This is a genomic window from Rothia sp. ZJ932 (assembly GCF_016924835.1).
In the GTDB taxonomy this organism is placed as follows: Bacteria; Actinomycetota; Actinomycetes; order Actinomycetales; family Micrococcaceae; genus Rothia.
The window spans coordinates 371,790-394,595 of the sequence record NZ_CP070480.1 but is presented as its reverse complement, the minus strand read 5'-3'; the positions used below and the strand labels follow the sequence as shown (position 1 = coordinate 394,595).

The 22,806-nt window shown below is 54.2% G+C and carries 20 protein-coding genes; 6 read left to right on the top strand and 14 right to left on the bottom strand.

Annotation, left to right across the window (positions count from 1 at the left end; translation table 11 throughout):
- Window positions 1-7 precede the first annotated feature (7 nt).
- The 10 genes from JR346_RS01830 to JR346_RS01785 form a co-directional block, all read right to left on the bottom strand.
- Window positions 8-2,140, bottom strand: a complete 2,133-nt coding sequence (locus JR346_RS01830; RefSeq protein WP_205482687.1) for a threonine/serine exporter ThrE family protein — start codon at window positions 2,138-2,140, stop codon at window positions 8-10.
- Between the two features lie 132 nt (window positions 2,141-2,272).
- The gene (locus JR346_RS01825; protein ID WP_205482685.1) at window positions 2,273-3,373 is read right to left on the bottom strand and encodes a peptidoglycan bridge formation glycyltransferase FemA/FemB family protein; all 1,101 of its coding nucleotides are present in this window, start codon (window positions 3,371-3,373) and stop codon (window positions 2,273-2,275) included.
- Between the two features lie 245 nt (window positions 3,374-3,618).
- Window positions 3,619-3,897, bottom strand: a complete 279-nt coding sequence (locus JR346_RS01820) for an HPr family phosphocarrier protein (protein ID WP_204878018.1) — start codon at window positions 3,895-3,897, stop codon at window positions 3,619-3,621.
- A gap of 119 nt (window positions 3,898-4,016) precedes the next feature.
- Window positions 4,017-5,714: a phosphoenolpyruvate--protein phosphotransferase gene (ptsP, locus tag JR346_RS01815; RefSeq protein WP_204878019.1), complete on the bottom strand. Its 1,698-nt coding sequence runs from the start codon at window positions 5,712-5,714 to the stop codon at window positions 4,017-4,019.
- Window positions 5,715-5,762: 48 nt separating this feature from the next.
- The gene (locus JR346_RS01810; protein ID WP_205482684.1) at window positions 5,763-7,823 is read right to left on the bottom strand and encodes a fructose-specific PTS transporter subunit EIIC; all 2,061 of its coding nucleotides are present in this window, start codon (window positions 7,821-7,823) and stop codon (window positions 5,763-5,765) included.
- A 100-nt stretch (window positions 7,824-7,923) separates the two neighbouring features.
- Entirely contained in the window at window positions 7,924-8,886 is a 963-nt protein-coding gene (locus JR346_RS01805) for a 1-phosphofructokinase family hexose kinase (RefSeq protein ID WP_205482683.1), read from the bottom strand.
- Entirely contained in the window at window positions 8,883-9,674 is a 792-nt protein-coding gene (locus JR346_RS01800) for a DeoR/GlpR family DNA-binding transcription regulator (RefSeq protein WP_204878022.1), read from the bottom strand. The genes JR346_RS01805 and JR346_RS01800 overlap by 4 nt, the downstream gene beginning before the upstream one ends.
- Before the next feature lie 140 nt (window positions 9,675-9,814).
- Window positions 9,815-10,261, bottom strand: a complete 447-nt coding sequence (locus tag JR346_RS01795) for a VanZ family protein (RefSeq protein WP_205482682.1) — start codon at window positions 10,259-10,261, stop codon at window positions 9,815-9,817.
- Window positions 10,258-10,869 (bottom strand): histidine phosphatase family protein, encoded by a 612-nt coding sequence (locus JR346_RS01790; protein ID WP_205482681.1) that lies wholly within the window; start codon window positions 10,867-10,869, stop codon window positions 10,258-10,260. The genes JR346_RS01795 and JR346_RS01790 overlap by 4 nt, the downstream gene beginning before the upstream one ends.
- A 58-nt stretch (window positions 10,870-10,927) precedes the next feature.
- The gene (locus JR346_RS01785) at window positions 10,928-11,500 is read right to left on the bottom strand and encodes a histidine phosphatase family protein (protein WP_205482680.1); all 573 of its coding nucleotides are present in this window, start codon (window positions 11,498-11,500) and stop codon (window positions 10,928-10,930) included.
- A 40-nt stretch (window positions 11,501-11,540) separates the two neighbouring features.
- Between JR346_RS01785 and JR346_RS01780 the strand changes: the two genes are divergently transcribed.
- Both JR346_RS01780 and JR346_RS01775 read left to right on the top strand, forming a co-directional pair.
- On the top strand, window positions 11,541-12,254 hold the full coding sequence (locus tag JR346_RS01780) for an HAD family phosphatase (RefSeq protein WP_205482679.1): 714 nt from the start codon (window positions 11,541-11,543) through the stop codon (window positions 12,252-12,254).
- Between the two features lie 5 nt (window positions 12,255-12,259).
- Window positions 12,260-12,961, top strand: a complete 702-nt coding sequence (locus JR346_RS01775; protein ID WP_205482678.1) for a hypothetical protein — start codon at window positions 12,260-12,262, stop codon at window positions 12,959-12,961.
- Window positions 12,962-13,057: 96 nt separating this feature from the next.
- On the opposite strand, the gene JR346_RS01770 is transcribed toward JR346_RS01775, so the two are convergent.
- From JR346_RS01770 to JR346_RS01755, 4 genes are all read right to left on the bottom strand, one after another.
- On the bottom strand, window positions 13,058-13,732 hold the full coding sequence (locus JR346_RS01770; RefSeq protein WP_204878028.1) for a methionine ABC transporter permease: 675 nt from the start codon (window positions 13,730-13,732) through the stop codon (window positions 13,058-13,060).
- On the bottom strand, window positions 13,732-14,745 hold the full coding sequence (locus tag JR346_RS01765; RefSeq protein WP_205483808.1) for a methionine ABC transporter ATP-binding protein: 1,014 nt from the start codon (window positions 14,743-14,745) through the stop codon (window positions 13,732-13,734). Before JR346_RS01765 ends, JR346_RS01770 begins: the two co-directional genes overlap by 1 nt.
- A gap of 192 nt (window positions 14,746-14,937) precedes the next feature.
- Window positions 14,938-15,795: a MetQ/NlpA family ABC transporter substrate-binding protein gene (locus JR346_RS01760; RefSeq protein WP_205482677.1), complete on the bottom strand. Its 858-nt coding sequence runs from the start codon at window positions 15,793-15,795 to the stop codon at window positions 14,938-14,940.
- Between the two features lie 232 nt (window positions 15,796-16,027).
- Complete coding sequence (locus JR346_RS01755) at window positions 16,028-16,816, bottom strand: FadR/GntR family transcriptional regulator (RefSeq protein ID WP_205482676.1); 789 nt, start codon at window positions 16,814-16,816, stop codon at window positions 16,028-16,030.
- A 198-nt stretch (window positions 16,817-17,014) separates the two neighbouring features.
- On the opposite strand from JR346_RS01755, the gene JR346_RS01750 reads away from it, so the two are divergent.
- From JR346_RS01750 to JR346_RS01735, 4 genes are all read left to right on the top strand, one after another.
- Window positions 17,015-18,619 carry an ABC transporter substrate-binding protein gene (locus tag JR346_RS01750; RefSeq protein WP_239479086.1) on the top strand — a complete coding sequence of 535 codons (1,605 nt, stop codon included), beginning with the start codon at window positions 17,015-17,017 and terminating at the stop codon, window positions 18,617-18,619.
- A gap of 183 nt (window positions 18,620-18,802) precedes the next feature.
- On the top strand, window positions 18,803-19,756 hold the full coding sequence (locus JR346_RS01745; RefSeq protein ID WP_255521904.1) for an ABC transporter permease: 954 nt from the start codon (window positions 18,803-18,805) through the stop codon (window positions 19,754-19,756).
- A gap of 6 nt (window positions 19,757-19,762) precedes the next feature.
- The gene (locus JR346_RS01740; protein ID WP_205482675.1) at window positions 19,763-21,862 is read left to right on the top strand and encodes a dipeptide/oligopeptide/nickel ABC transporter permease/ATP-binding protein; all 2,100 of its coding nucleotides are present in this window, start codon (window positions 19,763-19,765) and stop codon (window positions 21,860-21,862) included.
- A gap of 58 nt (window positions 21,863-21,920) precedes the next feature.
- The gene (locus JR346_RS01735; RefSeq protein WP_205483804.1) at window positions 21,921-22,751 is read left to right on the top strand and encodes an ATP-binding cassette domain-containing protein; all 831 of its coding nucleotides are present in this window, start codon (window positions 21,921-21,923) and stop codon (window positions 22,749-22,751) included.
- The last annotated feature ends 55 nt before the right edge of the window (window positions 22,752-22,806 follow it).

The following is a 22,806-nucleotide window of genomic DNA, read 5'->3' as shown; positions in this document are numbered from 1 at the left end:
ACGCTACCTATCGATCCATGACCTGCGGGATAGCCTGAGTAAGGTTGTCGGTCGTCGCACTTTGTTGGGGCGCAAACCGCTGAATCAGGTACTGCATGATATAGCCGCCCAAGACCACACCTGATGCCATCGACAGAATAATCGCCAGTGCTGTCACCATGCCGGGCACACCCATCACGGAGTCTGCCTCAACCGTGAACGAATACAAGCCACGGAAGATTGAAAGACCGGGTAGTAAGAAGGTCAGCGAGGGAATAGAAAATATAGCCTGCGGAGCATGAAAGCGGTGCGCCAACAAAGTACTGAGCAAGCCAATCACCAGAGCAGCAATCGCTGTGTTGCCGCGTCCGCTGCCCGCACCAAATACAGCGGTAAAGCCGTGATAGATCAGCATGGACGTGACCGTTACAAGGACAATCCACCCCAGAGTACGTTTACGGGTCTGGGTTGTCACCGCAATAGAAAGCGAAGCCAAGGTCATAAACACAATGTTGGTGACCATCTCAGGGGTATCAAACTTACTCTGACTAATATCCAAAGGCGTGGCACCCATAAACGACAGAGCCGCAACACCGCTGGCAAGACCCACCACCAAGCCCAAAAACGACATAGCAGTAGACACAAAACGCCCCGCCGCCGTCAGGGGGAAGCCGTTGATCGCGTCCTGAACCGCAGAGACCAGCTTGAAGGTTGGCAACAGCATAATTAGACCGGCAGCAACAATGTGCGGTGCAGAGACGGGAATGCCTAACTGCGTTAAGAACGAATCGCTATCACCGAGGTAAATCGCCGCGAAGGTAATAAGACCTGCGCTTGCCGCCATGTGAAAGAAGCTGGGCATGTTAAGTTTACTGAGCATCTGATCCATAAAGTAGACGCACAAAAACAGCAAAGATGACACAAGACCGGCACGCCAGCTACCGCCAATGCCGATGGTCAGCGTACCCGCTGCCGCAATGTTGGCAATCATCACCGTCATCGGCGAATACAGTTTCTTCGCATTGTTAATGCGGTTGAGTTTGCGGTCGGCGTCCTCGCGACTCAGCCCTTTTTCGGTGATGTCGTGGATCAGCTTGTACACATCTGCCAAGGCCGCATAGTTCTCAGACCAGGAACGCACCACGCGCACCACCGTGTGGCTAAAACGCTCAAATGAGTCGCCGCGGGCGTGCCCGTTAGAATCTACCAAACCGTCAATATCAGAAACGTAGTTGATGATAACCGACTGGTTGGTAATATCAACTTCAACCTCGTCGAGCCCGTAGGCGGCGCACACCGCAACAATCGCGGAATCGACATCCATCGCGTCCGCGCCGTAATGGAACATGGTCTCAGACAAGCGCAGGGTGAAGTTCAGAACCTCGCGTGCCTCTTCTTTTTCGCGAACGTAACGTTCACGGTGCTTGCGCGAAGACATCGCAAACTGACGCTGAGAAATACGCTCTAGACCGCGCACCGGCTTAGTCAGCGACTTATCGGGCTGAACAAAAGATTTGAGAGTAGAGCGAACCTTCGAGGGCGATTTGGGCGCAGATTTTACCTGCGGAATACCCGCCGTAGCAGGTGCCACTGAGGGGTAGGACGCCTGCTGCATACCTGTGCCTGATACCAGCAAGGTGGTGGTGGCAAGGGGTATCGCTGTGGTAAGCGGGGTAGGTTCTGACTGCTGAGTGGCAGCAGGACCAAACGGGCTTATATCTTCGGTAGTAGCCGCCACCGGCATATCGTGGGCAGCACCGAAAGCATCCGGTGTATTTTCACCGGTAGAATCAGGCTTGTGGTTCAGTAAGTAATCGCGTAGACCGGGGTCTTTGACCCGCGATAGGTCAATGGCCGGCAAAGAACTGCCAAAAGCATCTAAGGACGCAGAGGGCAACTCGGCTGCCCCACCAGCAGTCTCACCGAGGTTCTCAGCACCGTGGATCTTCGCAGATCCCTCAGCCACCGAGGTTCCCGAAGAATGAGCAACGTACTCAGAATTGCTATCTACAACCGCAGCAGACTTCGCCGCAACATCACGGGCACGGGGTAGCCCAGCAGAGCTACCAAAAGCACCCTCAGAACTCAGTGAAAGAGAAACCTGCTCGAAAGCAGAAGGGTACGCTTTTTGCTGTAGCTGAGTCTTATCGGTAGATGCCATAGGTTTTTCCCTCCCTCACCAATACTGATGATTACCCCGTACAAAGAGTAAGCGGCTACGTTCTTACCCTTATTACTCTATGGAGAACGCAACCGCTTTAATGAGCTCACCACAGAGGTGAACGGGCGCATTTTAGTAGAAAGGCTGACCAGTTTTACGAACCCACAACTGACGCATAACCTTCTCAGCAAATGAGTTCCACAGCTTGTACTTAGCAGGTGAAATGACCTGATCGTAAACGCCCACAAAATCGACTACGGTTTTAGTAAAGGAAGTCTTAAACAGACCCAAACCGTAGTAGTTGTGCTCTTTATTCTTGAGCTGGTCACTCGGCGGGGTACCGCAGAAATCGTACTCCACGATGCCGTGGTCTTTCATCAGGTCCGTCAGAGCCGTCCACTGTACCTGGTGCGAATCGCCGTACTGCTTGCGACGTGGCTTAGAACCGCCGTCCTTGTAGGTGCCCTTGTTACCGTAATTAATGACGTAGGCGCCCACCGAAGGCTCGCCGTCTTCATAGGTGAAGTACAGGCGACCCTGACCGGCCTTTTCAAAGGTGGTCCAGAAATCCTTGTAGTACTCAAAAGAACGCAGGTTAACGTTCGCGCTACCCTGACCCACGGTATCCATCAAAGCGTACATTTTACGCATATTCTCTTCGGTCAGCTCAACACGCTCAACCTCGCAACCCTCACGCAATGAACGACGCACCGCGTTGCGTCCACGCGAACTCAGCGACTTCAGCACGTCTTCTTCAGACATGTCAGTGTTCAAGATAGCGGTGGAATCGTTGGGCTGAATATTGAAAGACTTCACCAAGCCAGTACGCGCTAAGAAAGCATTAGTCTCTTCAGAGGCCACGATATCAGGCTCAATCTTAACCGCAAAGACACCCAGCTTATTCTTTGAGATGAACTCTTTGTTAGCATCCAAAACAGCGGGGATATCCTCAACGCTGTACACGTCTGGGCCCTTAATCATGTACCAGAGCTTGCCCACGCTGGGAACGCTCTTTTCTAGAACCAAGTTGTAGCTAGCAAAAGGCGCAGTTTCGCCCTCGCGAACAGTAGTGCCTTCGTACACCAAGTACAGGGGCTTCCAGCCGTGCTTAGCTTTGACGGATGCAAAAGACGCCGACTGCAATAAGTTACCGCCGTTAGGGTTAGCGGTGACATGAGCATCCCAGTTAGCAATCTCTTCAGTGGTTGCAAAGCGTGCGGTAAATTCTCGCAAGGAGCCTCAACTCTTATCTCTCAAGGCGCGAAATGCGCACAGTACGATTATCTTTCACAAGTCTAGCGATGTTGGGCGCGTCTTTACAGCTTACCCAACGTGACCTTACCCGGAAGGTCATCGGCTTATGCCATCAAACCATTGTTTCAGAGTAAAACCAACCCGCAGATTGCATATTCTGAGCAGTAAAAAGCTCCCCGCCGTTTTTCAACAGCGGGGAGCCAAAACCATGAAGGGTCAACTATTTACTCAGCGTCGTGGTCGGTTTCGAGGATCTTAACCAGGGTTTCGAGTGCTTCATCAGCACCTTCGCCCTCGGCACGCAGAACAACCTTGTCGCCGTGCTTAGCGCCGAGTGACATGAGTGAGAGGATTGACGCTGCGTCCATTGCCTCGTCTGCGGGTTCACCTTCAGCTGCGATGGTAACCTCAACGGGCAAGTCGCCTGCTGCTTCTGCGAAGATAGCTGCGGGGCGTGCGTGCAGACCAACGCGGCTTGCAATGGTGGCAATACGTTCTGCCATGATGATTCTCCTTAGGAAAATGTGCGGAAATGTTCTTCCACTTTGAGTCTAAAGCAGGTCGCACAGCTTTTCGGCGTAAAAACCGGCTTTTTGACTCAGATTACATTTGATTTTTGACCTTACAGACCCAGCTCGTCAAGAACGGGGAGCATCTTACGCGCTGCTGCCTTAGCTTCAGCTGATGAGATCTGCGCGAGCGCTTCAACAGCGATCTGCTGAGCTTTCTCTTTAGTGACGCTCTTGAGTACCGCTGAAACAGCTGCGATGGCACCTGCGTTCATGGAAAGGGTGTCAACGCCCAGACCGACCAGAACTACAGCGAGTGCCGGATCAGCTGCTGCTTCGCCGCAGACAGATACGTACTTCTTAGTGCCAGCGGTGGTAGACGCGCGACGTGCACCTTCAACGGTCAGCTTAATCATCTTCAGCACAGCGGGCTGCCAGGGGTTGTTCAGGTGCGCCAAATCGCCGAGCAGACGGTCAGCTGCCATGGTGTACTGGGTCAGGTCGTTGGTACCAATCGAAACGAAGTCAACTTCGCCCAAGATAGCTTCTGCGTTAACAGCTGCTGCGGGGGTTTCGACCATAACACCGCGGGTTTCAAGACCAACTTCTTTGAGCATATTCGCGAAGTTGCGGGCCTCTGAGGTGGTTGAAATCATCGGTGCCATAACCCAGATGTCAGTGTCTGAGCCCTCTGATGCCTTCTTGATCGCTTCGAGCTGGCGTGCCAGAACACCGGGTACGGTCCAGTCGGTGCGGAAGCCTCGAACTCCCAGTGCGGGGTTCTCTTCTTCTTTGGTGTTCAAGAAGGGCAGGGGCTTATCTGCACCTGCATCTAGGGTGCGAACAACAATATGCTTGCCGGGGAAAGCGTCAAAAACTGACTTGTAGGTTTCTGCCTGAGTATCTACTGAAGGCTCAGCATCGTACCCCAAGAAACCAAACTCGGTGCGCAGCAGACCAACGCCTTCTGCCTTGAGACCGGCAGCCTTCTCTGCGCTCTTGCCGTCACCGACGTTAGCATAGAGGGGAATCCGGGTGCCATCTGCCATCACGCCGGTACCGTCGAAGTCAGCCAGAGGCTTGCGGTTAGCGTACTTTTCAGCCGCTACACGGTGCTCTTCGGAAGGCTCGGTATTGACGGTGCCTTCGTTGGAGTCAACGTACACTACAGTGCCGTTAGCGATTTCAGTAACGCCCTTGGCTGCCACAATAGCCGGCAGACCAAGCCCACGAGCCAAAATAGCAGTGTGTGCCTGGGGGCCACCGTCTGAGGTAATCAGAGCGATAACCTGTTCAGGGTTCAAGGTTGCGGTATCTGCAGGTGCAAGGTCAATTGCCGCCAGGATGAAAGGCTCATCTGAGGTGGGAATGCCAGGTGCCTGCTGACCGGTCAGCTGAGCCACGATGCGAGCGCGAACGTCGTAAATATCGGTTACGCGCTCTGCCATATAACCGCCGAGAGCTGCCATCTGATCAGCAAATGAGGTTGCCGATTCCCAGATTGCGCGCTCGGGTGCTACGCCCTGATTCTCAACCAGCTTGATAGCGCCCTTGAGTAGTGCTCGGTCGGTTGCCATCTGAGAGGTTGATTTGAGAACTGCTTTACCGTCGCGAGATGCGTTTTCAGCGCGTTCCAACAAATCTGCCTTGACCGCGTCCGCAGCTGCTTTAATGCGCTCTGCCGCCTGCTCGGGGGTTTCATCCGCTGCGAGCTTGAGGTTAGCGGCGGGCTCAGCAATGGGTTCAGGCATCTGAAGGACGGGACCGATTACTCGACCTGCGTAGACGCCAACACCGTTGTACATAGTCATTCGATATTCCTTAGAAATGTTTCGGTTGTGCTAAATCCTACTAGAGAATTATGCATCTACCTTGTTCTTTGTACCAACGCTCTTGAGAGCTACATAAACCAAGCCGGTAACGAGAGTACCCGCTACAACTGCAAGGAGGAACATGGGGATGTTGGTTGCCAGACCGATAATCCACAGACCACCGTGGGGTGCCGGGGACGCAACGCCTGCACCCATGGCGATAGCGCCAGCTACTGCTGAGCCTGCCATCGATGAGGGAATCACGCGTGCGGGGTCAGCAGTCGCAAAAGGAATGGCGCCCTCAGAGATGAAGGACGCGCCCAGCAGCCAGGCTGCTTTGCCGTTTTCGCGTTCGGGTGCTGAGAAGAGCTTGCCGCGCAGGGTGGTAGCCAGTGCCATACCCAGAGGAGGGGTCATACCAGCGATGATAACCGCTGCCATGATTTCGCGGGAAGCATCGGTGTTCGCTGCAAGACCTGCGGTAGCAAAGAGGTAGGCTGCCTTGTTGACAGGTCCGCCCAAGTCGAAGCCCATCATGAGGCCAAGGATAATGCCGAGCAGGATCGCTGAGCTACCGCTCATGGAGGTCAGCCACTCATTCAGTGAGGTGGTAATCCACGCGATGGGGCCGCCCAGAATCAGGAGCATGAGACCGCCCGCTACGAGGGAGGCGACCAGAGGAATAATTACAACGGGCATCATTGCGCCCAACCAGCGAGGCAGCTTGAGCTGCTGCAGGGTGTACGCGGTGAGACCAGCCAGCAGACCAGCGACGATACCGCCGATGAAGCCACCACCCACGGTGACAGCAATTGAACCGGCGATGAAGCCGGGTGCAATACCGGGACGCTGTGCCAGACCGTAGGCAATGTAAGCAGCGAGGGCAGGAACCATCAGACCCAGACCGGCACCACCAATGGTGTGCAGGGCAGCACCCAAGTAAAGGCTCAGGGGAACGCCCTGAAGGTTGAAGAGGGTACGACCGCTTTCGCCGTTGATATCGAGAATCGCCGCGGGATCGACATCACCCAGGTTGGGCATGGTAATCGCTTCAAGCATGAAGCCAATGGCGAGAATAATACCGCCAGCAGCCACGAAGGGAATCATGTACGAGACACCGGACATCAGCGCCTTGTAAATGCGTTTGCCCCATGAACTTGCTTCTTCGCCGTTTTCGGATGCGTCCGCGGCACCGGTAGCTGTCACACAGCGACCATTGGGGTTATCAGCTTCAGACAAAGCAGTCTCAATGAGCTTAGTGGGCTCATCGATGCCGCGCTTGACAGGAACCTCAACGTAAGGCTTGCCCGCGAAACGTTCGCGTCCGCGCACAGGCACGTCCACTGCGAAGATCACAGCATCAGCCGCATCAATCTCAGCCTGAGTCAGCTTCTCGCCACCCGATGACCCCTGAGGCTCAACCTTGAAATCAACACCCATGTCTTCAGCAGCATAGGTCAGACCGTCCGCTGCCATGTAGGTGTGTGCAATGCCAGTGGGGCAAGCGGTGATAGCAACAATCTTGCGACGGGCAGCAGGAGCCTCTGAGGCGTTAGCAGCCGAGCCAGTAGCCACCGATGCTACACCGGTAGTAGCGGGGGCTGCTATCTGAGTAGCGGCAGCTTTCTGCTCTGCAGTGCGGTCAGTGCCGTCAGGGTTTACGTCCAAAGCGTCGTTGACCAAATCAACGATTTCCTGCTCAGTCTTCGCTTCACGCAGTGCAGACGTAAAAGACTTCTTCATCAGTGAACGAGCCATCTTCGAGAGGATCTTTAGGTGAGCTTGATCGCCATCGGCGGGTGCTGCAATGAAGAAAATCAGGTCTGCTGCACCGTCCTTCGCGCCGAAGTCAACACCGGGACGAGGACGCGCCATCGCTAGGGTCGGTTCGGTAACGGCTTCGCTGCGGCAGTGGGGAATCGCGATACCACCGGGAATACCGGTGTCAGTCTTCGATTCACGAGCTTTGGCGTCCGCGTACAGCGTATCGAAGCTGCTAGCGCGTCCGGCGTTCACAACGGATTTCACCAAGTGCTCAATCACGTCGAAACGCGTTGCACCCAGGTTCTCGTCAAGAGTGACGAGCTCCGTAGTGATAAGTGCAGACATGTGTTCCTCCTTGTAGAAGATGTCTCTTACTACTTTTGATAGTGGTGTCTTCATACAAGGCGCAGAAGACATGATAGGTGGCTTAGAGCCGGGAAAACTTTTAAAACTGAATCTCTCGCAGGGTGACAGCTTCGGGAGTGGTTGATTCTAGGGTGGGCATCTGCGTACCAGGCAAGGACGCTGCGGCGGAGCCGTGAGCCACTGCCTGCACCAAGCGTTCGCTGGCGGTTTTGCCCAGTTCGCTAGCTATCAGGAAGCCCGAGAGAGAAGAATCTCCGGCACCCACAGTTGAGCGCACTTTCACCGGAGCGTGCTGAGCGTGCCAAGCGCCTTCAGCATTTACCAGCACAGCACCTTTGCCTCCGAGGGTTGCCAAAACGTTCTCAACACCGCGTTCTACGAGTTCGCGGGCGGTGCGAGCGGTCAGTTCAGGGCTTTCTTCAAGCTCCTCAGCAGCTTCAGGGCGACCTACCAACTCTGCCAGTTCCTCGGCATTGGGCTTAATGAGGTTGGGCAGGGCAGTTGCATCTGCAAGCGTTTCGCGCAGGGCATCCCCCGAGGTATCAACAGCAATACGCGGAGCTTTGTCGCCCAACTCATCGCGCAGTGTCTGAATGACCGAGCGGTAGTAGCCGCCATCAACGCCGGGAGGCAAAGAACCTGCCAGCACCAGCCATGATGCGCCTATGCCCTCTTCTACCAGGACGCGGGTCAGATGCTGCTGCTGAGCATCATCAAGGGCAGCACCGGGAGCGTTAATCTTGGTGGTTGTACCATCGGGTTCAACAATCGTGATGTTGGAACGGATCGGCTCACCAAGGGGCAGGTTGTGGCACCGCACCGACGCCTCCGCCAGCTGGTGCAGTACGGGGTCTGCATCATCGCCGGGCAGCACAGCTACGGTATCGAACCCCGATGACTGTAACGCACGAGAAATATTCACGCCTTTTCCACCGGGATCTTCAACAGCACGCTCAGCGCGAATAACAGCATCGCGCTCAAGCACACCTGAAAGCTCAACGGTGCGATCCATACTCGGGTTAGCGGTTAGTGTAACGATCATGCGATAAGTACCTCCACGTTGGATTCTTCGAGAGCACTCGCAAGCTCACCCTCGGGTTCTTTGTCTGTAATAAGAGTGTCAATATCGTCAAAAGCCGCAAAGCGCACTAGCGATTCCTGCCCAAACTTGGCAGAATCGCACAAAAGCACGACGCGGCGCGCCGATTTAACAATGGCGGTTTTGACGATTGCCTCATTAAGACCGGGGGTGCTCAACCCAAACTCGGCATCCAAACCGTTCACGCCAATGACCGCGATATCGGGGCGAATCGTTGAAAAGTGCTCGGCAGCGCGCGCGCCCACAGCAGCCCACGTCATTCTGCGCAACTGACCGCCCACCAAATCAAGCACAATGCCATCTGCCTCAGCCAGTTTCACGGCAATGTGAAGAGCATGAGTAATGATCAGACGATCAGAGCCAGATTTGAGACTGAAGTTTTCAGTGGCAATACGATCTGCCAAAATTTCAATAGTGGTACCGGCGTCCAAAACAACAGCCCCCACGTCCGAATCACGCAAAAGATCATAAGCCTTTTGGGCAATACGCTGTTTCTCGGGGGTGTTCATGCTCTGGCGCAGGGCAATGGAGGATTCGACGGAGGTGGACTGTTCAACGGTGACCGCACCACCGTGGACGCGACGTAGCTTACCCTCAGCTTCGAGGGCGGCAAGGTCACGGCGAACCGTTTCCATGGTGACTTCGTAACGTCGTGCTAGGTCAGCACCGTTAACTCGCCGCGCCGATGATACCAACTTAGCTATTTCGGCACGGCGTTCTTCTGCAAACATTTATGTGCAACCTCTGCTCATGAGATTCAACCGATTGGTTCTTGTAGGTTGATTTTATGTGGGTTTTTGTGGTGCCGTCAATGCGATAGTGTCATATTAAGCGGGTTTTCCGTGTGCGTTTTTTGCTTTTCATGTGGTTTTTACGGACGCTTTGCGCAGCGTTTGATAAAAACCGCTAGCAAAAGGCCGAGGGCGACACCCAGCGTATTCGCTAGAATATCTAGCCATGAGCTGGTGCGATCGGGCATAAAAAATTGTGTGCTTTCAATAGCGCAGGTTAGCAGAAAACCCCACACAAGAATCCAAGAACGCAACTGTGGGCGCACCAGCCAAACCAACAAAAAACCAAACGGTGTAAACATGACAACGTTTGAAAGCCATTCCAAAACGGCGTAGGTGAACCACAGCGGCAACCAGCCTTCGGTGTGACCGCGCTGCATCAGTGCATCCACAAACCCGCCGGCTGTATTGTCATCAACGTGACTGGGCCACAGCACGATGAAGCCCAACACCAGTAGATAAAGCACAAAAACAGCGCGCGGTGCAAGCTGGGTCACCGAACGCGATGGTGAGAGAGATTGTTTCATGGGCGCGGCAGCATCGATTCGTTCTCGGTTGCCCAAGCGAATAATCCCGAGATAGAAATTTCAAGCGGGGTAGCGTTGGGGACTGGTTCCACCCACTCGAAGCCTTGGGCGGCACTGAGCGCCCGGCGAATAACAGAACCGTGTGACACCACAATGACGCGGCGCCCCGGATAATCACGCACAATCTGACGCAAGACCGTCACGGTGCGGTTGAAAAGATTCTCTTCAGGTTCAACTCCAGCAAAATCTTGGTAGACAGTACGGCTCTGTTCAAAGGTGAGCTGAACGCCCTCGGCATCCCCGTAGGCACGTTCTACTAATTGGGGGTAGGTGCGCTCCAGCTCCAGCCCCAGGTAGGTGCCAATGACACGAGCCGTTTCAGCAGCGCGCGAGAAAGGGGATGACACCAGCACCTCAAAGCTGAACCCTTCATCTGCCAGTTTTTGACCGGTTGCATGCGCCTGTTCGATACCTGCGGCATTGAGCGGAATATCAACCTGCCCCTGCATTTTCTTTGTCTTGTTCCAGTCTGTTTGACCGTGACGGATCAGGAGCAATGACCCGCTGAGCTCTTGCGAAGTGGGTTGTTCTGGCAGGACGCTGGGCACAGGTGGCACCTTTCGGAGGAAGGGGTTGAAGGGTTCAGGTATAGAGAAAAGGGAGGTCTTATTGCTCAAGTAATGCGAGGTTAAACTCAAGCACACTGGCATTTTCGGGAATGGGGTGTTCTCCACCGGTCAGATGCCCCATAACTTTAGAAATCCACATGCCGTGGCTGACTACCACAATGTTTTTTCCTGCGTGTTTACCGGTAATTGCGTTTAGTGCCTCGATACCCCGGTCAATGAACTCAGTTTCAGGTTCTACCCCGGCAAAGAGAGTTTCAAAGTGTAGCCAGTTTTCGCGATCAACAATTTCGCCCTCGGCATCACCAAAGAATCTTTCTTTTAACCCATCTACCTGCTCCAGCAGGGGAAGTTCCAGAGCATCGGCAATAATCTGCCCGGTTTCGTGGGCGCGAGAAAGTGGTGAAGTGATGATTCCGTCCCACGCAAAATCGGGCTGAGTTTGCTGACGCATCAGTGCGAACTCGCTGAGGTTCGTGGCAGCAAGAGCAGCCTGCTCGCGTCCGGTAGCGTTCAGGGGAATATCAACCTGCCCCTGAAAGCGGCGGTCAATGTTCCAGTCAGTCTGACCGTGGCGAATAAGAACGAGAGTGGAAGCAGAATTTTTGGGCATAGGCTCTATTATCCCACGCCCGGCGTGAGAGCATAGAAGTATGTTTGAAACTTCTCTCTCATCTGATTGGTACCCTACCTGCGCTGTCTTTGACTGCGACGGTGTTCTTCTCGACTCTGAATCTACCTGGCTCACAGCCCAAGCAGAACTGTTTGAGCGCTACGGTGCAACGTTTACTCAGGCTGATGAGGACGCACTCATGGGTGCAGCTGCCCTCGATTTCGCTCGCGTGCTGGCAGCCAACACCACCCCTCATGGTGCTTCTGCCGATGACGCGGCAGCCCACGAGAAACACATTATTGAGGTGGTTCTTGAGGTCGAAGAGAACATGATTGAGCGCGGTATGGAACGCATACCTGGTGCTCTTGACACCATTAAGAAACTCAGCAAGGTGATGCCCGTAGCGGTTGCCTCTAATTCTTCAGCTGACCTGCTGACTCGCAAGATGCAGGCTTTTGGCTTCGCTCCCTATCTCACCACCTGGGTAGGCGCTGATGACGTTGCCAGCCCCAAACCTGCCCCCGATATGTACGCCGAAGCGATCAAGCGTTTGGGCGGGGACTCCCAGCAGACACTGACCGTTGAAGATTCAGTCACCGGTGCCCGCGCAGCCCAGGAATCAGGCGCTAACACCCTAATTTTTACCGGTCACGGCGACACCGGCGCGCCCGGTCAGGGTCGCTTCGATTCCTACACAGACCCAGATTTTCTCGCGACCCTCAACCGCTGGGTTAAAGCGGCACGCAAGGCGTAATAGCTGTGAGTTCCCAGCAACCTCATACGCCCCAACCGCCGCGTAAGTACGGTCTGCGCTTTGAAGAACTCAGCGCAGAAGACCGCGAGTTCTTTCGCCCCTTTTGGGAGGAGCCTGCTCCCCACCCCAACTTTGTTGTTGAAGAACAGCGGTTGGTGAACGCGCGCGTGCGCATGGCAACGGGTCTTAGCTTCACCCTCCTCATGGTGAGCGCACTGGTCACAGCACTGCTAGCGCTGTCAGGCTTTTTCTTTACCGCAGGGGCAACCGCTATTGCCGTAGGTTTAAGCCTTTTTCTCATCATTGCGGTACGCCGCAGACTGTTCAAAAGCCTGAGGTTGCCCGGCGCTCCCCCACCGGCAAAAAATGCTAAAGCCCGGTGGTTCTGGCTACCGCATCTGCTCGTTATCGCGTCGGTGTTTAGCCTGATTACCAGCTTCGCTCTCGTGCCCACCGTCTTTGCAGATCCCAACCCGCTCGTGACACGCGCCTGGGGTATCTTCTTTGCCGAGTTGGGTATGTTTGGCTTACTCATTGCGGCTCTAGCGTACGGTCTAATTGCATTAGCAGCTTTTTCACCTCACGATGATGACGAGCGCATCATGCGGCCCACTGATTTTGCCGAGCAGCTCTTAGAACGCGACCTGCGCAAAAGTGAAGGCGACGACTTCTACGATTCTGACTGGATCACCGGCAAAAAACGCTAAACCCCATCTTAAAACTCAAAGGGTGCCCTCTCTGTAGAGAGGGCACCCTTTGGTATTACCCGGTGACATACACAGTCACCAGAGTAAGAAAGCCACTTATCGACGCATAACCTTGCGGGCTAGCAGGTTACCCACCAGCTGCACCATCTGAACCAACACGATAATCACGGCAACAACCGTCCACGTAATCATGTCATTGAAACGCTGGTAGCCATCGACCAGGGCAACCTGACCCAAGCCGCCGCCACCGATGTAACCTGCCATCGCTGACATATCAACAACACCAATGACTAAGAAGGTGTAACCCAAAATCAGCGGACCCAAAGCCTCAGGAATCATCACGGTAAAGAGAATCCGCAATTTTGAAGCACCCATAGCACGGGCAGCCTCAATAACGCCCGGGTCAATAGACACCATATTCTGCTCAACAATGCGAGCAATAGCGAAAACCGCACCCACACACATTGCAAAGATTGCCGCGTTAGTGCCCAGACGCGAACCCACAATAGCGGAGGTCGCCGGTCCCAAAGCCGCCAGCAAAATAATGAAGGGAATAGGACGCACCACGTTCACAATAAAGTTCAGCACAATATTGACGGGGCGGTTAGCCAAAATATTGCCCTGACGAGTCGTGTACAGCAGAGCACCCATAATCAGACCAATGACACCGGCAATGAGCATGGTCGCCGCAACCATGTACAGGGTATCAAGCAGCCCCGGAATCAGCTTATTGGGAATGAAAGTTTCCCACTTAATATCTGACAGTGACATTAGCGAACCACCTGTACTCGGGTTACGGTTTGAAGCTCAGCAACAACAGCGTCGATTGACGTGATATCGCCTAGCAATTCGAGAGTGAGAGTGCCGTAGGTTTTGCCCTGGAGGGTTTCTAGGCCGCCCTGCACAATATTGAAATGGACGCGGCGCTCCGCCAAACGTGAAAGCACCTGCCCCAGCCGCTCATTGCCCTCAGTGATTTCAAGGTTAACCAGGTAACCACGGTGGCGGTGCTTCAGATCAGCAGCTTCTTCACCGGTGGGCGCAGTCTTGACGGTGGTACCCACAAAACGCTGGGCAGTAGCAGTCTGCGGAGCCGAGAACACCTCATAGACGTTACCGGTTTCAACCACGCGTCCTTTTTCCATCACGGCAACGCGGTCGGCAATGGTTGAGACAACGTCCATCTCGTGGGTAATGACCACAATGGTAATGCCCAGTTCATGATTGACGCGCTTGAGCAACTGCAACACCTCGTGGGTAGTCTCAGGGTCAAGCGCTGATGTGGACTCATCTGCAAGAAGCAAGGAGGGCGATGTTGCCAGCGCACGGGCGATACCCACACGCTGCTTCTGACCACCCGAAAGCTGATCGGGGTAATTCTTTGCTTTATCAGCAAGACCAACAAACTCAAGCATCTCAGCAACGCGAGCAGTGCGCTTAGCTTTGTCCCAACCCGCGATCTTCAGGGGGAACTCAACATTTGCAGCAACCGTACGAGAATTCATCAGGTTGAATTGCTGAAAAATCATGCCGATGTTGGTGCGGGCATCGCGCAATTGTGATTCGCGCTTACCCGAAATCTCAAAACCATCAACAAACAGGTGACCGCTAGTGGTTTCTTCCAGCCCGTTAATCAAGCGCACCAGAGTAGACTTACCGGCACCGGAATAACCGATAATCGCAAAAATTTCGCCGCGGTTAATAGTCAGCGACACATCATTGACAGCGATAACCTCGGTCTTACCACTCTTAAAAACCTTTAAGACATTCTTCAGCTCAACCATCGCCGTAGCGTCAGCGGCGCTGTGGGAAACTTCGCTCAATTTCTTACCTTGCCTTTATACAAAATTGCGGGCGCACCCGCGCAAGCCTACCTGCTGATTCAGGCAATAGCCAAAACGCAAGAAGCGGTAACCCGCGCCCCGCTCCCTGGGTAGAGATGGGGGCGCTGTTACCGCTTACTGGCGCACAATTACTTAGGAGTTACGCAGATCTTCTTCGAGCTCAGCCAAGGAAGCGCGCAGTTCTTCAACATCGGTGGTAACCTCAACTGCGGTGCCACCGGAAACTTCCTGAACAGTGTCCTGAACCTTCTGGCTGTGGAAGATTTCTACCAGCTTCTTGTAAGTTTCGTTGTCCTGATCCCCATCGCGTGAGACGAAAGCATTGACGTACTTACGTGCTGAAGGGTTAGCAGGATCATCCATTGCCAGTGCCTCGTTGGGGTCAAGACCCGCATCGAGAATAAAGTCGTTGTTCACAACCGAACCTGCTACTGACCCCATGGAACGCACGGTCTGGGTAGCATCGACAGCAGAAATCTTCACCTTGGACTTCTTGGTATCAACATCATCAACGGTGGGAGCATCAGTTTCTGAGGTGAACTCAACCAAACCGTTAGCTTCAAGAAGTAGCAGAGCACGACCGCTGTTTGAAGGATCATTGGGGATAGCAATTTCGCCGCCCTCGGGGATCGCTTCAACAGAATCGTACTGTGATGAGAACAGAGCCATGGGGTAGATCACGGTGGGACCAACCAGCTGCAGGTTGTCATCGTTCTCTACGTTGTACTTTGAGAGGTAATCAAGGTGCTGGAACCAGTTAAGGTCGATATCGCCGCTCTTGAGGGCTGGGTTGGGCTTGTTGTAGTCAGCCAGGTCAATGATCTCAACGGAGATGCCCTCTTCTTTGGCTGCTTCGGTGAAAGCCTCGTGTTCCTGGCTGGCGCCGGTTACACCAATTTTGATGGTTTCGCCTTCTGATGAGTTTGAACCGCATGCGGCGAGACCGAATGCGAGGGGAACAAGAGCCAAAGAGGCAACAAATTTCTTCACGGCTATGAATCTTTCTGCTGAATAAAATGCAAGGGACGCCGTTGCGGCGTGCTGTATCAATTAGACCACGCAGCAGAATGCTTCACGATTTTTCGTGCCTAAATGGGGGCGAAAATCACGTGTTGGGTGCAATATGAAGTCATACTGTCACAGTATGTAATATTCATTCACGTTAGCGACGTCAAAAACAAACTCTACTGGGCGGGCGGTCAGCGGAACCTATTTAATGTGCCTACGGTTCAACCGCAGCCTGGCTTTCCAACTGACGAGCCCACTTCTCGACGCGACCCCGAATACCATCAAAGTGCGCGGTCATTAGATTGACAGCAGCAACTGCATCCCTGCATTTGACTGCCTCAAACAGGGCGGTATGCGCATCAGCCAGTTCGCACAAATCTTTACCGGCAACGGGAGCAACCCCGTCGAGCGACACAGAAATATTGTTGTACACCTGCCAAAAAACATCGAGCAGACCCGAAAGTAGCTCGTTACCCAGCGGAGCAAAGAGGGCAGCGTGAAACTGCTGATCCCACACCGCAATAGAACTGCCACCCCGGCTAGCTGCCTCAATACCCTCAGCAGCAACCCGCACGAGTTCTAACTCATCATCTGAAATGGTAGCTACAACAAAAGGAATCAAACCCGTTTCAAGCGCTTGACGCACATCTACCAGCTCAAGCGCCTCACGCCCATTATCAAAAAGCGAAAGACGCCCGCGAAAGGTGAGAGCACGCACCATAGGAGTCAGCGCGTCGTTACTCACGAAGGTGCCAAAGCCGTGCTGCACCTCGACGATACCCACCGCGTCCAACGCCTTGATTGCTTCACGAATAGAGTTTCGTCCAGCGCCCAGTTCTTCCATCAGCTCATGTTCGGGGGGCAGAGGTGAACCCGCCGTGAGTTTGCGCTGCAAAATAGCATCAACAATCTGTTGCTGCAGAAGTTTCTGCCGTTCACGGGCTGTGGGTTTTGTAGCACCGGTGCCTTTAGCCACCAACGCAATCACCTCTAAATCTTTCACTAAGAATGAAAAGCCATCTTATTTTTACACACCGCTCTTGGCGCTTTGCACCAAAGTTTTTATAAAGCGACACACTGCCACACACTTGTGCTTTGTTATTTAAGTTACTAACGTGAAGTTTATCAGGTAGGACATCCTACCTCCCGCCGGGGCGAGCCCCTGGTCTTCTTTCATATGAGTCACAAAGGAGAGACTTCCATGAACACCCCCATCACCTCGGCATTCAACCGCCGCGGCTTCTTCAAGGTCGCTGGCTCAGCCAGCGCAGCACTCGCATTCGCAGCAGGCGTTTCAGCGTGTGGCAACAACAACTCATCATCAGGTTCAACCGCTGAAGCAGGCGCAGACGCAGTCAACAAAGACGGCGTCATCAACGCAGGTATTGCTTACGACGTATCAACCTCATTCGACCCCGCAGTTGCATCAGGCGCAGGCCCCATGGCAGCAAACCTGCACATCTTTGAAGGTTTGACCGGTCTTGACCCCGCAACCCGCGAGCGTTACAACGCTCTGGCAGCAAGCGACCCCGAGATGGTCGATGACACCACCTACCGCGTAGTATTGCGCGATGGCGCAAAGTTCCATGACGGTTCACCCGTGACCGCTAACGACGTTGTGTCAACCTTCAATCGCTTCTCAGCTCCCGAGTCACTGTTCGCACAGTTCCTCTACTTCCTGGATTCAACCACCGCAGTAGATGAGAAGACCGTTGAGTTCAAGCTCAACCAGGCGTTCCCCCTCTTTGCTGACCGCATTTCACTGGTGCAGATTACCCCCGCATCAGCAGCTGACAACCTCGAAGCCTTCGGCGCTAACCCCATCGGTTCAGGCCCCTACAAGTTTGTCTCAGCAACCAAGGGCGCAGAGATCAAGTTCGAGCGTTTCGAAGACTACAACGGCCCCCGTCCTGCTCTTGCAAAGACCATGAACTGGTCAATCCTTGCAGATGCAGCAGCTCGCGTGACCGCTATGCAGTCAAAGCGTGTTCAGGCTATCGAGTCAGTACCCTACGACAACGTTAAGGTTCTTGAGAACTCAGGCGTCAACGTTGAGTCAGTACAGTCTTTCGGTCTGCTGTTCCTCATGTTCAACTGCGAAAAGGCTCCCTTCGATAAGAAGGAAGTACGTCAGGCACTGTTCTACGGCATTGACATGGACAAGGTCATCACCAACGCTCTGCTCGGTAACGCAACCGCAGCAACCTCCTTCCTGCACAAGGAACACAAGGACTACGTTGAGGCTTCCACTGTCTACACCTACGACAAGGCTAAGGCTCAGCAGTTGCTCAAGGACGCCGGTGCTGAAGGTATCTCATTCACCATTCACACCACCGACCACGACTGGGTCAAGCAGTGCTCACAGCTGGTTCAGGAATCACTGAAGGACCTCGGTCTGAACGTCACCATCTCCGATCAGGCATCAGCTGCTCTGTACTCAGACTTCGTTGACTCAGGCAACTACGACGTTGTGCTGGCACCCGGTGACCCCTCAGTATTCGGTAATGACGCCGATTTGCTGCTCTCATGGTGGTACCGCGGTACAACCTGGCCCGAGAAGCGCTTCCGCTGGTCAAACACTGACGAGTACAAGCAGGTTCAGGAGCTCATGAACTCAGCTGTTATGGCTGAAGATCCCAAGGAAGACTGGAAGAAGGCTATCGACATCATCGCCGAGAACGCGCCTTTGTACCCCCTCTTCCACCGCAAGCTCCCCACTGCTTGGGACGGCTCAACCCTCAACGGTTTCAAGCCACTACCCACCACCGGTCTGTCATTCCAGAACGTTGGTTCAACGCAGGCGTAATCCTGCGCGCAAGTTCGCGTTTTTCGGTTCTTGAGACTCTACATTCCACACATACTTGTTGATTCTCAACCATCGTGAATCGTGCACAGAAGGTTGCGGCAGGTTACCTTTATCGGTTGATCTGCCGCAACCTTCTTTTTCACCGCAACACCCCTATCTAGCGTTAGGTCTAGGGAGACCCCGTTGTCTAACTTTCTTCGACTTCTCGGAAGGCGCCTTCTTGCCCTTCCTGTCATGCTCTTGGGCGTGACCATTCTCGTCTTCGTTATTTTGCAATTTACCCCCGGTGATCCGGCGACCATCGCTCTTGGCGAAGGTGCCTCGGAAGAGGCGAAGGCAGCCTACAACCGCGAGATGGGCTATGACCGTCCCCTCGTCGTTCAGTACTTTGCCTTCCTTGCACGCTTGGTTCGCTTCGATTTGGGCATGACCACCCCCCCGGCTCAGCCCGTGATCGACCAGATCAAGATGGCATTCCCCATGACTTTGCAGCTCACCTTCTTGGGCGTTGTCATCGCTGCGGTAGCATCTCTTATTCTGGGCGTCGTCGCGGCGCTCTACCGCGATCGCTGGCCTGATCAGGTCATCCGCGTTTTCTCCATGGCATCCATCGCAACCCCCTCATTCTGGCTGGGTATTCTATTGATCCAGTACTTCTCCCTTGAATTGGGATGGTTCCCCTCCGGTGGTTCTTCAGCCCCCGGCGCTGGTTTTGGTCCCTGGATCAACCACATGTTCCTTCCTGCTCTTGCGTTGGCGGTGCCGGTGAGTGCGTCCTTGATTCGTACCGTTCGTACCTCAATGGTCGAAGAGCTCGATAAGGACTACGTTCGCACCGCTATCGGTAACGGTGTGCCCCGCAAACAGGTTATTACCAAGAATGTTCTCAAAAACGCTCTCATCACCCCCGTTACTGTTCTGGGTCTGCGCATCGGTTACCTCATGGGTGGCGCGGTCGTTATCGAAATGATCTTCTCACTCAACGGCATGGGTAACCTCATCTTCAACGGTATTACCGGTAACGACATCAACCTCGTTCAGGGCGTAGTTATTACCATCGCGGTTGCCTTCGTTCTGGTGAACATCGTCGTTGACCTTCTGTACATGCTCATCAACCCGCGTATTAGGACGGTGTAACCTACCATGCGATCAGGTTTAGCTGACCGCCTTTCGCAGCCGGGAATCCGGTTCAAGGCGCTCCCCCTGGGCTCAAAAATTGCCCTTACTTTCTTGGCACTCATTATTCTGATGGCAGCGTTTGCACCGTTTGTTGCACCGCACGACCCGCTGGCATCAACCGGTGCCCCCATTTCAGCACCCGATGGTGAATACCTCTTCGGTACTGACCGTCAGGGTCGTGACGTTCTCTCGCGTCTGGTCTTTGGTGCCCGCGCGTCCTTGCAGGTTGGTTTGGGCGCTGTTGCTCTGGCACTTGCTTTGGGCGGTATTCTCGGTGCTATTGCGGCAACCGGTTCAAAGGTTATCTCCGAAATCGTGATGCGCCTGATGGATATCCTCATGGCGTTCCCCGGTATCGCTCTGGCAGCTGTTCTGCTGGCTTCACTCGGTAACTCCGTGGGTACCATCATCGTTACCATCGCTATTGTTTACACCCCGCAGCTGGCACGCGTTGTGCGTGCGCAGGTGCTAGCGGCATGGGACGAAGACTACGTCCGCGCTGAACGCGTCATGGGTGCAGCACGCCCCTACATTTTGCTCAAGCACGTTGTTCGTAACACCATCGCTCCCGTTCTCGTGTTCGCAACCGTTATGGTTGCAGATGCGATTATCTTGGAAGCATCACTGTCATTCCTCTCAGCAGGTGTTCGCCCGCCGAGCCCCTCATGGGGTAACGTCATCGCTGACGGACGCGCGCTCGTACTTGCCGGTGGCTGGTGGGCAACCACTTTCGCTGGTTTGGTCATCCTGCTGACCGTGCTTGCGCTGAATGTTCTCTCTGAGGGTATGACCGACGCCATGGTTAACCCCAAGCTGCGTCGCAAGGTCAAGATCGATGAAGAGAACAACACCGGTGGTCGTACCTCAGGTGCTCTCACCGCTGCTCCTTCAGCTGCTGATGATAAGTCATACGGTGAAGCTGTTGGTACCGATGCTCTTTCAGATACTCCGCGCAAGATTACCGCTGAAGAAATCTCAGCCGGTGCGTTGATCAGCGAAAAGGGCTATCAGGATCGTCTGGCTTCAAAGAACCTCGAAGGTGTTTTGACTCAGCTCAAGGACGCTGAGAGCCGCCGTGGCGACCGTCTGATTGCGAACTCAGAAGCTCGCGTCATTCTTGAGGTCAAAGACCTCTCAATTTTCTTCCCCGAACGTTTCGGCGACACCCCTGTTGTTGACCGCGTCTCCTTCACCGTTCATGAGGGTCAGACTATGGGTCTTGTGGGCGAATCGGGTTCAGGTAAGTCAATTACTTCACTGGCAATCATTGGTTTGCTCGATAAGAAGGCAAAGATTACCGGTTCGGTGATGTTCGAGGGTCAGGAGCTGGTTGGTGCCTCAGAGGATCAGTACCAGAAACTTCGCGGTGCTGTGATCTCTATGGTTTACCAGGATGCGTTGAGCTCGCTCAACCCCTCCATGCTGATTAAGGATCAGATGTTGCAGCTGACCCGCCGCGGTGGACGCAAGACTCCCGAGGAACTGCTCACCCTGGTAAAGCTTGATGCAGAACGCACTCTGAACTCTTACCCGCACGAACTCTCCGGTGGTCAGCGTCAGCGCGTGCTGATTGCTATGGCACTTTCACGCTCACCCAAGCTCGTGATTGCCGATGAGCCCACCACTGCGCTCGACGTGACCGTTCAGAAAGAAGTTATTGCTCTCTTGAACGAGCTGCGCGAGCAGTTGGGCTTCGCCATGATCTTCGTGTCGCACGACTTGGCTCTGGTGGCTCAGGTAGCTCACCGCATCTCGGTGATGTACGCGGGTCAGGTTGTAGAGTCTGGCGCTACCAGCCAGTTGCTGATGAACCCCAAGCACGAGTACACCCGTGGTCTGTTGGGCTCAGTTCTTTCAATTGAGTCAGGTTCTAAGCGTCTCTACCAGATTCCCGGCACCGTGCCTTCCCCCGGCGACTTCGCCAAGGGTGACCGGTTCGCTCCGCGCTCACTGCGCGAGGGTGCTGACCCCAACCAGCAGCTCGTCTTTGTGCCGGTTGAAGGCGAAGAAGACCACTACTGGGCATCGCACCTTGAAACCACCTCGACCAAGCAGGGAGCTTAAGGCAATGACTGAATCAGTAAACGGCTCAGTAGCAGCAAGCAGCGAGGCAGGGGAAAACATGCTCAACACCCAGGGTCGCGAGGCAGTAGCCCGAGTTTCAGAGCCCATTATTGAGCTCAAAGACATCAAGGTCTATCACCGTTCACGTACCGGCGGTATCTTCAAGCCGAACATCGTGAAAGCCGTTGATGGTGTATCACTGTCGATTCGCCGCGGTGAGACCATCGGTATCGTGGGTGAATCTGGTTGCGGTAAGTCAACCTTGGCATCGGTTGTTGTTGGTTTGCAGAAGCCAACCGACGGTCAGATGACTTTCAAGGGACGCAACGCGCTCAAGCGCAACGCTGCTTTCCGCAAGGAATTTGGTTCTGATATTTCAATCATCTTCCAGGATCCGGCAACCGCGCTTAACCCGCGTATGACCATTCAGGATATTCTCAAAGATCCCCTAGATGTTCACGGTATTGGCGATAAGTCAGGACGCGACCGTCGCGTGCGCGAGCTGCTCAACCTCGTTGGTTTGCCGCAGTCAGCAGCGGACGCGATGCCCTCACAGATCTCAGGTGGTCAGCGTCAGCGCGTGGCAATTGCTCGTGCATTGGCTTTGGAACCCAAGATTATTGTGGCTGATGAGCCCACCAGTGCTCTCGACGTATCAGTTCGCGCGCAGGTTCTGAACCTGCTCAGCGACCTGAAAGAAGAGCTCTTCTTGGGTATGGTCTTTATTTCTCACGATATTCAAACCGTTCGCTACGTCTCTGACCGCATCTGCGTGATGAACAAGGGCAAGATTGTTGAGCAGGGTTCTGCTGAGCAGGTTTTCGATCACCCCACCCAGGATTACACTCGCAAGCTCTTGGGCGCAGCGCCCACCCTCTTGCACGTCTAATTCCGCTTTTGATGCGACGGTGCATCCACTGATTCACCACTGCCACAGTGGGTGC

What these genes read in the sequence shown, in the direction of transcription:
- JR346_RS01830 (WP_205482687.1), bottom strand. Translation starts at nt 2,140, where the DNA reads ATGGCATCTACCGATAAGACTCAGCTACAGCAAAAAGCGTACCCTTCT.
- JR346_RS01820 (WP_204878018.1), bottom strand. Translation starts at nt 3,897, where the DNA reads ATGGCAGAACGTATTGCCACCATTGCAAGCCGCGTTGGTCTGCACGCA.
- ptsP (WP_204878019.1), bottom strand. Translation starts at nt 5,714, where the DNA reads ATGACTATGTACAACGGTGTTGGCGTCTACGCAGGTCGAGTAATCGGT.
- JR346_RS01810 (WP_205482684.1), bottom strand. Translation starts at nt 7,823, where the DNA reads ATGTCTGCACTTATCACTACGGAGCTCGTCACTCTTGACGAGAACCTG.
- JR346_RS01805 (WP_205482683.1), bottom strand. Translation starts at nt 8,886, where the DNA reads ATGATCGTTACACTAACCGCTAACCCGAGTATGGATCGCACCGTTGAG.
- JR346_RS01800 (WP_204878022.1), bottom strand. Translation starts at nt 9,674, where the DNA reads ATGTTTGCAGAAGAACGCCGTGCCGAAATAGCTAAGTTGGTATCATCG.
- JR346_RS01795 (WP_205482682.1), bottom strand. Translation starts at nt 10,261, where the DNA reads ATGAAACAATCTCTCTCACCATCGCGTTCGGTGACCCAGCTTGCACCG.
- JR346_RS01785 (WP_205482680.1), bottom strand. Translation starts at nt 11,500, where the DNA reads ATGCCCAAAAATTCTGCTTCCACTCTCGTTCTTATTCGCCACGGTCAG.
- JR346_RS01780 (WP_205482679.1), top strand. Translation starts at nt 11,541, where the DNA reads ATGTTTGAAACTTCTCTCTCATCTGATTGGTACCCTACCTGCGCTGTC.
- JR346_RS01770 (WP_204878028.1), bottom strand. Translation starts at nt 13,732, where the DNA reads ATGTCACTGTCAGATATTAAGTGGGAAACTTTCATTCCCAATAAGCTG.
- JR346_RS01765 (WP_205483808.1), bottom strand. Translation starts at nt 14,745, where the DNA reads ATGGTTGAGCTGAAGAATGTCTTAAAGGTTTTTAAGAGTGGTAAGACC.
- JR346_RS01750 (WP_239479086.1), top strand. Translation starts at nt 17,015, where the DNA reads ATGAACACCCCCATCACCTCGGCATTCAACCGCCGCGGCTTCTTCAAG.
- JR346_RS01740 (WP_205482675.1), top strand. Translation starts at nt 19,763, where the DNA reads ATGCGATCAGGTTTAGCTGACCGCCTTTCGCAGCCGGGAATCCGGTTC.
- JR346_RS01735 (WP_205483804.1), top strand. Translation starts at nt 21,921, where the DNA reads ATGCTCAACACCCAGGGTCGCGAGGCAGTAGCCCGAGTTTCAGAGCCC.